Genomic DNA, 10,346 nt, shown 5'->3' on the forward strand with positions numbered 1-10,346 from the left:
TGATAGAGCTATCATGAGCCGAAAATCCTCTCTTCTCAATTAACACTGTTTTGTCTCAAGGGCGCTGATGTCGGACATGACCGAAACCATAGCGATGCCGACATTAAGCATACCCACTATTGCGGTTCCCAGACGTTCGAATATTGCGGTACGGACCCCTGGTCGAAAATGGCGACTGGGAATCCGGTTGGTACGTTGCTTGCCGTAACGGCGCAGCGTAACTGAGGCAACAAGGGTGAGGACAATTAGCGCTACCGACAAAAATGACTGTGTTAAAAAATCGCCGGTATCCACTCCAAACAGCCGTGCACCAATATTCAACGAAACGAACAATATACCAAGATGATGCCAGTGTTCTCCCACCCAATAGATCGCGCGGTCAACTGGTGATGCATCCTCATCGGGAGCGTGTCCCCGAACAATCAGAGTGCGGATGATACGGCGGTAACGTAAGACGATATAGAGCGCAATCAAAGGTACAACCAGATCGAACAACAATGCGATAATGTCGGACGTTGCCGGACCTATTATCTCCCGGAGTTCGGGTATTGCCATAAGCGAGCTGGCAGTCGCGACCCCTGTCATAAGACCTATGACTGGGGCTAGCTTTCTCTGTGAATAGGCAATCACGCGCCAGCCTTTGCTTGGTGCAAAAGGGAGAAGTAGACTCGCAACCACCTCGGACACAGCAATAGCGGCAGCGAAAGGCGTGGCAAGAAGAAAAAATATCAAACTGTTACGTTCAGAAAATCCTAAAAGGTTGGCCCATACCGCGGCTATGCCGAGACAAGCTGCAAGCGGCACGATACCCAACACGGCGCGCAGGAAGGCTGACTTCGTCACTTGCGCCATCGTCGTCGCCCCAATCACCTTGGATCTCGTCCGGCGACGAACAAGCACCAGTACAAACAAAGCAGCCATTGTTCCAATTGCCCAGCCTGGAAACGAACGAAGACTGAAGTCAAGTAGTTGGTCAGAAGCACCTGGGGTAGAAAGCCTTTGCTGAATTTGTGTTTCTGCCTCATGAAATTTGACATTGATTGGTACTCCGAGTGCAGCAGTTGGCAGGCGCTGCCTCAGTTCCCGGCCCCAATCCACAAGTGCCTTTACCACTCCTGATTTGCCGACATCAGCCGTTCCAGCATTGACCTCAGAGTCTGAAATTGGTGTCGTCCGTGAAATATCAGTAGCCTTTTCACTTGAGCGTACGAGCTCTATCTCGGCAATGAGTTCGTTGCGCAGTTTTTCATCCTTGATGACTGTAATCAGTGCTCCAAGGGAGTCAGTGGAGGTAGCGACAGGCTTAGTTGAGGTCGTCTCCTGAGCGAAAGCTGAAGCGGCCAATATGCAGAGGAAAAAAGCGGCAAACCAGTTTCTCATGTCACCTCATTCAAATGAAAAGGGAATACCCATCACAGTCGTGCTTCAATTATGATTTTTTCTAAAACAAAGAGAAAGCACACCACAGAAGAGATGAAATTGGACACTCTGCCCTTCCATGTTCTGTTTGATCTTGACATTGACATTGACATTGACATTGACATTGACATTGACATTGACATTGACATCCTTCATAATTTCCAGAATTCGAGACATATAGAACGATAGTACCGATAACGATGATCATTCACCGCGTGCTTGGCCTCTGTAATTATTTTTGAGTTGACATAGATAGCATGCCTATGTGTGCTTGGACTTGCTTCGCAAAAGTGGAGAGGCGGTTTGTGTGTCACACAGCCATTTGCTCGAACTGTGTGTCTCAGATTATCGAGTGAAGAATGTCTCGGCTATGGTGTTATCATAGCAATTTCCCTTGCCGGACATAGAAAAGATGATGCTGCTCGCCCTGAGCATTTCCTGATAGTCACTGGAGTAATATTGACTTCCGCGGTCCGAATGATGGATCAGGCCCCTCGGTAACCGCCGCATCATTATGGCTTTTTCGAGAGCCTGTGTGGCCTCAATCGGCGATGCAGTCTGTCACTGACAGCCCAACCGACAATCCGGCGAGCGAAGAGATCAATGACGGCGGCCAGATACAGCCATGCTTCCCGTGTCCGGATTAAGATATGTCAGCACCTCATTTCTGATTAGGTTTCGTTATCGTAAAATCCTGAGCAATGATATTGGGCGCGACCGGAAAAGCATGATGGCTGTCCGTCGTCTTTTTGAAACGCCGTTTCTGACGGGCATGCATTCCATTCCCACGCATCAATCTGGTAATTCAGCGCCGATCGACGCTAAAATCTTGATCCTGTAATTCCCGCGGCATCCGTGGGCTGCCATCAGTTGCGTGTGAAAGAGGCCGAATGTACATGAGCAAACACGACCAGATCATCACGATCACAGCGGCTAGAGGGGCTGTTCTTTCCAAACAAAATAACCGCTCTAACTATCCCCCCATTAGATGGCAAAGACGAGACGCGAAGAATTCCTGCTTCGTTTGATCGGTGATACGAAACCTCATCGACTTCCCTCCCTAGCGAAAAAAGCTGCCGCTTTCTTCAAGATGTCCCGCTCTTGACGCAGAACCGCATTCTCTCGACGAAGGCGTTTGAGTTCCGCCCATGTCTTCATTCGTATCGCTCCAGCCAGGCTCATTCATCACCGCAGCACAATTACGGCCAAGCTATCGTGTAAATGTCGACAGCCCAGCGCCAAGATCTTCGGCAATCTCCTTACGTGTCCGGCCGTTTATTTTGCCCAGTCGAACGGCCTCATACTTAAATTCCTTCGTAAATTCTGGTCGCTTCGCCATGCAGTTTTTCTTCGAACAAGAAAAACTCTCTACTTTTCCGATGACAGCCCAAACAAGGTTAAGGAGGTGCTACCCGTCTCCGGTGTGCACGAACGCCGATATTACTGCGCGGGTATCGTTACCGCACCAACCGTATTGCCAACAGCGCGACCAAAGCGGTCGATCTGCTCGCCATAGGTCTTGCGTGTATTGGGATCAAACACAGCAATAGGAGCCGTGACCATTAACGAGGCTGCCGTACCAACACCTTGTGATGTACCCATCACTACCGCGCTCAAACGGTCTCCAAGACCCACTTGCGAATCCGTAATGGTTTGGCCAGCAACGAGCCTCTTTCCGATCAGCTGCACAATTTCCGGGCTTTCGGCAAATTTGCCATGATTGAGCCCATCTCCCGTCTTCAGCTTAGTAAGGTCGATAACCGTGATTCCTGCTTTTTCAAGCCCTGAACGATAAGGCTCAATTGACGGATCGATCTGGCCGAGGCGGTCGATATTGCCGGAAATACGCCGTGACAATGCAAGCGCCTTGTCATCCTGGGACGTGAACAATGTGAAGCGCGGATACTGCTCACCCAAGGAGAGAAATTGCTTTGAGACCACATCGACATCCAGATCGGGCGACGCCAGAATCACATCAGTAATCTTGGCGTTCACGCGACCATCACGGATCGCCATCTGTCGCAGAGCCTCAAATGTCAGCCAACTACCCATGGAGTGAGCCATAATTGTTATATCCTTGACCCTAGACTCACGTGCTATGGCACGCAAGATTTGCTCCAATGCGTCGCGCGAATAATTCGTACTTTCCTTGTCATAATTATAGCCGAATACGCTGGCGCGAGACGGCCAAGCGAAAATTACCGGTGCAACATCGGCACCTGAATCGTGTACGATTTGGGCGAATCGATAAACGGAATCCTCGAAAGTATTATTAAAGCCATGCACGAAGACCATCACGCGACGGCTCTTGGTCAGATGCGGACGAACCCAGCCTGCCATTTCCACATCGGTCTTGATTGGTGTCACGCTGACAGTGGTGAAGTCTTTCTGCGGATTAGGCGGTAGCTTCTTTGGCCATTGCACTTCACCCACCTTGCGGTTTTTTTCTGGTGGAATGGACATGACGATCTCATTAAGCGACACAAGCTCGTTGCGCTCGCTGGAAAAAAGTTCGCCCGGGTTCTCGGACGGACGGCGCGTGGTCGCAACGACAAGATTTACCTTTGTAGTACCGGGGGAAGCGATCTCGCCAACGGGGACAAGCACACCTTCAGGCCGACCGGCGCAACCAGCAAGCAGGAATGCAAAAACGAGCAACGTAACGGACGTCCAAGGTGGTACGCACAGCATTTCAAACGTCCTTAATTCTAAGCCCTAAAAGATTTTACACCCGAATTGTGAAAATTAATATTTTCTCATATAGAGCCGTCTGTCATGTCTTCGTTATCTCTCTTAAAATCTGTTTTGGCTTATGGGTTCAGACTTTCGGAATGCAGTTTTAGATGCAGCTGGTAGTTATTGCATTCTCCAGCTCGAGACTGTTCATGAATGACAACCCTTATATCTGTTTCGAAGAAAATCTTCTCACACGTGTGCGATAAATAGGCCTTATCACTTCTCGTTTTAGCTTTTCGAGGAGGTTCTTTCTTTGCTGTACAGTAGACCCGCCAAGTGTTGACGAAATCTCTTTTACTCCTCCTGGGAAGATGCTGTAAGGCTGGAGTTTTGTAACCCACTTCATCTGAACCGTCGTATCTACAGGACGATCGAAAGTTCTGGTCACAGCAAGAAGTCTTTCAGCCGCTTCATAGCTAACAAGCTGCGCCATCATGCGAAGTCCAATTGTGCATGGGACTATAATACGCGCATTCCCGTTATTAAATATTTCAGGCCCGCTCTCCCGATCATCACGTATGGGAAACCGGATAAATCCACCTGGGATCAAATAGTCCAGAGCGATCCGGAACACTTCCGGAAAGTCGGAGGTTAAGGTTATATCGTCCTCCAGGATAAAACCTGCAAGCAATTTTTGATCCACAATGGACTGCCACGCTTTGCGATGTGACAGGAAACAGGCGATTTCTGATTTTCTCAAACGGAAAGGATATCTCGGCTCATGTAAATACCTCCTATATACTAGAGCGACGTCATCCTCGCTGAGTTCAGCTCCATCGAGCGCCTGAATGATTTCCGATGCAATCGGTAACTCGTTAATAAGCGCATCTACTTGTGGTTTTCGACGGGTCGCCCGAGCAAGATGGATTATAAAAGCTTTCACCTTTCCGGATGCAGTCAATGATGCCCTAGTTAGTACGGGATCTTTTTCCATCTACTTCCTATATTTCTGCTGCAAAGCTTTTTTATGGTTGAAAAAATCCAGGAAACCATTTCAGGTATTCCCCGTAAGGAGCGTTCACGGCTAAGTAGAATACGGATTTTCGCTTCTATAACTGATTGAGCGTTCTTCAAATCAGCAACGTGTTCCACGGTATTGAGAATTAATTTCTACACGAAAAACTTTGCGACAAGATGCTCAATCCCATCGGTCGCGTCTGTCCCATTCTCGCCGAGCATCCCGCAACGCATCCATATAGGCATTTCGTTCAGCCGTGGCATCCTGTTCTGCCTGCATTCGATTAGAAAGCCTGTTGGAACACCGATCGAACGATAGACTACCCGGTTGATAACCTCGGTCATAGCACTTGGAATTTGCAGCCTGATCAAATGATTGACATCCAGTGAGCGCCATTATTGCAAGCATTCCAGATACAATATAAGTTTTCATATACAGCTCCGCTAAATTATTCACTATCCAACACTCATGGTTCGATCAACCGAGTGTGGAGTTCCGCTCTCGGGACTAATGTGTCTATTAGTGTCGTCAGGAAAACACGAGATTTATGTTCAGCTTTTCTATTTCGCTGGGGTAACGTAGCCTTTGCATAGGTCTCGCAAATTTCTTTCACAATAGAGCGACTGCACTCGGCAAATGCTTCAATGCTGAGTCACCGGAAAAAAACAGTTTTTTCGTTCGCCCGCTAAACGTAAAGAGCATGCCACGCTCGCCAATCACACGTGCCTGTTCACACGTAACCACTATTTCATCCGACACTATTAATTTCGCCAGTGTTGCAACCATCGAATTTTACGCGCTTTTATCTGTCAGACCTTTGTTAGCACAATATTTTAGAGGATATTCTGTGTGTTGATATACAGTACCATTTTAGGTGTTTTTTCAGCTGTACGTGAAGGGTAAACACCAACAAAAATAGCTGTCACGGTTGTACTGAGATTAAACAATTACGCATGCTCTGCTACTCTCTTCAGTGCGTTGCAATTATTAACCACCTTGTCTTGGGGCTCTATTATGACCTCACAACACTAAATAATAAATTTCCCCTCCCCACGATATTGATTGGCGCAATAATAATCATTGAGCTTCCATGGCTGGTTGCGCACCTTGCTGGAATTTTCCGGGCCAAGACCATGAAATAAACAACCTATCGACTGCTGTCTGAAAGCAAGATCCGACACATTTAGATTTACTCCAAGATTATTATGGCGACACTATATTCTGATCTACTCAATCGCTGACTATCTGATCGTGAATGATACAATCGATCTTCCTCCCACCCCCACTGTGACCCCAGCCTTCGATAAGGTACTATAGGATAGTGGCCCCGAATCCGTACGTAAATTAAGAGGACAGAGCAATCTACACTCGTCCACAGTGCATCATATCCGACATGCTTTAGAAACCCCTTTTAAGGGTGTCATGATAACGAAATTGTTATGATGAAGTGGAGCAGATATCGAAATAAGCACGCCCCGGCGCTCTTTCCAAACGCCGGAGCTTTCGTTCCATTCATGTGGTGTGGTTATGAGGCTCAGAGCATCGAATAACATAATGCGCCAACGCTCACAGGCAATGGTCTCTTTCAATACGTTCAAGCGTCCACAAGGGCGGCCGTATCATTGGATATTATGGCTTTGAACGAGGTGCGCCTGGCTTCATCGTAAAATTTTAGGTGAAATCCGATAAAATGTACGATCATTCTTAAAGGTGCATGATCAATCTATCGCTAAAATTGCAAATACAGCAGATTATAGCTCCTTTTCAATATAATTTTAGTTAGATGAACAATAGTATTTACGAAACACCAATCACTATTGCTATTCAAGCTGTCCATGCAATCAATGATTTGAAGCAAGTGCTTTATGGTGAATGTCTAGCACGAACGATGAAATCTGATGGCACGATTGCTTCAATTGCTCATCATATTGCCTGTTTAGAAAAATCAAATGCCATCATCGACTTTGACTTGAGTATGTTAAACTTGGTTTTGGCTAAGCTTGATGAAAATCCAGTTGCGGTGTTGGGGCTCAATGTATCAGCAATCAGTCTTTGCGATGTTGTCGCGCGTAAACGCCTTATATCAATGATTACGCGAAAGCCCAGTCTGGCAATGCGTCTTGTTGTCGAAGTTACAGAAACCTCTCCTTTGAGCGACCTAGCTTTTGCACGCAGCTTTCTTAACGAAATTAAATCATACGGTTGCCAGATAGCACTCGACGATTTCGGCACCGGATACGCAACGCCGGTGCAACTGCTATCCTTGGATTTTGATATTATCAAAATTGACAAATTATTTGTAAAGCAAGTGCTTTCACGCAGCCCTCATCAGGGGAACAGTTTGCACCATCTTGTAGGATTTGCGGCTTGTGTTGCGCCAATAATTATTATTGAAGGCGTCGAAACATCTGAACATTTTCTTTATGCGGCTGAGACTGGAGCCACTCATATACAAGGTTATTTTGCTTCACACCCAATTTTAAGCCCAGAGGCACGTATTTAATTATTACATCGCGCAAACTAACAAGCATACGTTATTTATGGCTCAAAGTAATCAATTTTTAGATGTAGCGATTTAGCTGAAATGCGCAGTAACTTTAGTATGTCAGAAGATAAATGACTTGAATGGATTGTGTTGCAAAATTTTCGTTAAGGACGTCAGATGTAGTACCTCGTCTTTTCATCGCCAGGGATTTGGACCTAAATGCAGCTAACGCTTCCTGCGCATGGCTTTGGCTCGTCACGGCAAGCCGAACAGCTCACTATCGATGGCAGGGTACAAATTTTAACGAACTGCCAGTATCATGCCTACCCGCATCGAATTCATGCACATGTTAAGCAAGGATAAGATGCCTTTACAACAACAAAAGCACTCTCTCAAACAACAATTCGCGGAGATTGCCGCATAATGGCGTCCGGCGTTAAGACGGATTCATCTTAAATAAGTTTTCACAAAACAACGCCCGCAACAAAGACTTATTGTGAAATGAAAAATAATCATACTGGGTAATAATTTAAAATCTATCCGTATTGCAAACTGGTGACACAATATGCTTTCAAGATTGATGAAATCCGCAACGGTTTTTCTCGTCGCCCTGCTTGCAGCAGGGTGCGTGTCGTCCGTTCTCGATATTGATGGAAAGGCAACACAGCCAATACCAGGTAAGCTGGTTAGCGAAATGAACCGCAAGAACATGAGCATTTCATCACCGATCTTGATCCGCATTTTTAAAGAAGAAAGTGAATTGGAAATCTGGAAGCGTGACAAAAGCGGTAAATTTGCTCTGTTAAAAACCTACCCGATGTGCCGTTGGTCGGGCAAGCTTGGCCCGAAAAAGAAGAATGGTGACCGCCAAGCGCCAGAGGGTTTTTATCATGTTAGCGCTGACATGTTTAACCCCAACTCGCAATATTACCTCTCCTTCAACCTCGGTTATCCAAATAAACTTGAAGCAGCACTTGGCTATACTGGAGAAGCACTGATGGTACATGGCGCGTGCTCGTCGTCGGGCTGTTTTGCGCTTACAGATCAGGGCGTGGCCGAAATCTACGCAGTGGCTCGCGAAGCTCTGAAAGGCGAGCAGAAATCGTTTCAGGTTCAGGCCTACCCGTTCCGGATGACCACGAAAAACATGGCGCGCAACCGAACTGATCCAAATTTCAGTTTCTGGATCGACTTGAAAAAAGGATACGATATTTTCGAGACTTTGCGCCGCCAGCCAAAAGTCTCATATTGTGGTGGAAGATATGTCTTTGACACTGATTTAGGCAGCAATACGGGTGATCCTTTGGCGGCATGCCCAATTAGTGTGCCAGACGCTGCCTCCACGGCGATCGCCGGAGACGAAAATTCATTGTCCGGGCAAACGAATCCAATGCACTTTTATGTTGACGGCGGTATGCACCCGGTCTTCCGAAGGGTGCTTACCGCGAAAGGCGAAAAGGCGCTATCTGAGCAGACATCTAAAACACAGGTTCCGATCAGCAAGCCAGTAGCGGCTCTTGCAGACCCACACTCACCGGGCGATTAAGCTGTGATAAGCAACGGTTTATCACTCTTTGCACCTATGCTCTCGTTGTTACAAATCACGGTGGTTATTGCAGCAATATCGATACTGGCAGCGCATTTGCAATCGGTAGTGCGACGTCACAAAACTTTGACGAGGCTCAACCTCTCCACGCATGTGATAGGTCAGTGATGAGAACAGGGAACAATTGAGTCAAGGATACGTTACGTTGAGTGGATCATCGCGAGTACGGTATTTTCGCTTCTGTTAGTACCGCTCCTTCACACCACCCCGAATAATGTCCGCTGGCGACATAAACTTGTGGCTATTTATTCCAGTAAAGCAGCAAATTTCCCATTTTTTCAAGGGTACCATTTATGATCCCAAAACCTTCGCGCCGATCCCTACTAACAGGATTTGCCGCGTTAAGTGGTTTAGTCACCTTGCAGGGCTGTGTTTCCATCATCGATAGTCAGCCTATCGTGCGTTTGCCAGAAACACCTGAGATTGCCCCGCAATATTTGTCTATGTACGGGCCAATGCCCGATGAGCAATTTCCAGTTCCAGCAATTGATCTGAAAAAAGTGCCTGCAATTTTTTATCGACGTGTAGTCGATGATCCAACGGGTGAAACGCCTGGAACAGTTGTAGTTGATACGGCGAATTACTTTCTCTATCTAGTGATGGAAGGTGGTCAAGCTATGCGTTACGGCGTCGGACTTGGCCGACAAGGCTTTACTTGGTCGGGTGATGGTGTGATCCAGTATAAACGTCAATGGCCGCGCTGGACTCCACCGGACGAAATGATCGCAAGGCAGCCTGAGCTTGAAAAATATAGCATTCGGAACGGGGGACAAGCACCGGGGCTGGACAATCCGCTCGGCGCGCGAGCACTTTATATTTTCCAAAACGGTGAGGATACGCTGTATCGTATTCACGGCTCACCAGAATATTGGACTATCGGAAAAGCTGTATCAAGCGGATGTGTTCGCATGATGAATCAGGACATTATTGATCTCTACAATCGTGTGCCACCAAATTCGCGCGTTGTCGTGCGTAGTGGAGATGCAGTCTAGGCGGTTGTGTTGCAAATTTTTCTGTAGGATAGATGTGTGCTTATCACTGGACACATCTATGCTGCGAGCTCCTCAAAGATCTGAAATGGCGCTTGATTGTCGTTGGCGAATTGGTTCTTGCGGATCATGTGAGCCACCTCGATCCCTGCA

General features: G+C 47.1%; 7 protein-coding genes and 1 pseudogene. 3 read left to right on the forward strand and 5 right to left on the reverse strand.

Features of this window, described 5'->3' with window-relative positions; genetic code table 11:
- Window positions 1-39 precede the first annotated feature (39 nt).
- The 4 genes from HBA93_RS17285 to HBA93_RS17295 all read right to left on the reverse strand — a co-directional run bounded on the left by HBA93_RS17285 (window position 40) and on the right by HBA93_RS17295 (window position 5,089).
- Window positions 40-1,380 (reverse strand): hypothetical protein, encoded by a 1,341-nt coding sequence (locus tag HBA93_RS17285; RefSeq protein WP_221724111.1) that lies wholly within the window; start codon window positions 1,378-1,380, stop codon window positions 40-42.
- A 384-nt stretch (window positions 1,381-1,764) separates the two neighbouring features.
- Window positions 1,765-1,965, reverse strand: a complete 201-nt coding sequence (locus HBA93_RS24780) for a DDE-type integrase/transposase/recombinase (protein ID WP_502910136.1) — start codon at window positions 1,963-1,965, stop codon at window positions 1,765-1,767.
- A gap of 894 nt (window positions 1,966-2,859) precedes the next feature.
- Entirely contained in the window at window positions 2,860-4,110 is a 1,251-nt protein-coding gene (locus HBA93_RS17290; protein ID WP_221724112.1) for an alpha/beta hydrolase, read from the reverse strand.
- Between the two features lie 208 nt (window positions 4,111-4,318).
- The gene (locus tag HBA93_RS17295; RefSeq protein ID WP_221724113.1) at window positions 4,319-5,089 is read right to left on the reverse strand and encodes a glycosyltransferase family 25 protein; all 771 of its coding nucleotides are present in this window, start codon (window positions 5,087-5,089) and stop codon (window positions 4,319-4,321) included.
- 1,807 nt (window positions 5,090-6,896) lie between these two features.
- Between HBA93_RS17295 and HBA93_RS17300 the strand changes: the two genes are divergently transcribed.
- From HBA93_RS17300 to HBA93_RS17310, 3 genes are all read left to right on the forward strand, one after another.
- Window positions 6,897-7,616, forward strand: coding sequence for an EAL domain-containing protein (locus HBA93_RS17300; RefSeq protein WP_221724114.1), 720 nt, complete (start codon window positions 6,897-6,899; stop codon window positions 7,614-7,616).
- A 547-nt stretch (window positions 7,617-8,163) separates the two neighbouring features.
- Entirely contained in the window at window positions 8,164-9,144 is a 981-nt protein-coding gene (locus HBA93_RS17305) for a L,D-transpeptidase family protein (protein WP_221724115.1), read from the forward strand.
- A 353-nt stretch (window positions 9,145-9,497) separates the two neighbouring features.
- Window positions 9,498-10,196 carry a L,D-transpeptidase gene (locus HBA93_RS17310; protein ID WP_286202021.1) on the forward strand — a complete coding sequence of 233 codons (699 nt, stop codon included), beginning with the start codon at window positions 9,498-9,500 and terminating at the stop codon, window positions 10,194-10,196.
- A 56-nt stretch (window positions 10,197-10,252) separates the two neighbouring features.
- On the opposite strand, the pseudogene HBA93_RS17315 reads toward HBA93_RS17310, so the two are convergent.
- Window positions 10,253-10,346: pseudogene (locus HBA93_RS17315) on the reverse strand (IS6 family transposase); the annotation flags it as partial.

This window comes from Ochrobactrum sp. SFR4 (assembly GCF_019730395.1).
In the GTDB taxonomy this organism is placed as follows: Bacteria; Pseudomonadota; Alphaproteobacteria; order Rhizobiales; family Rhizobiaceae; genus Pseudochrobactrum.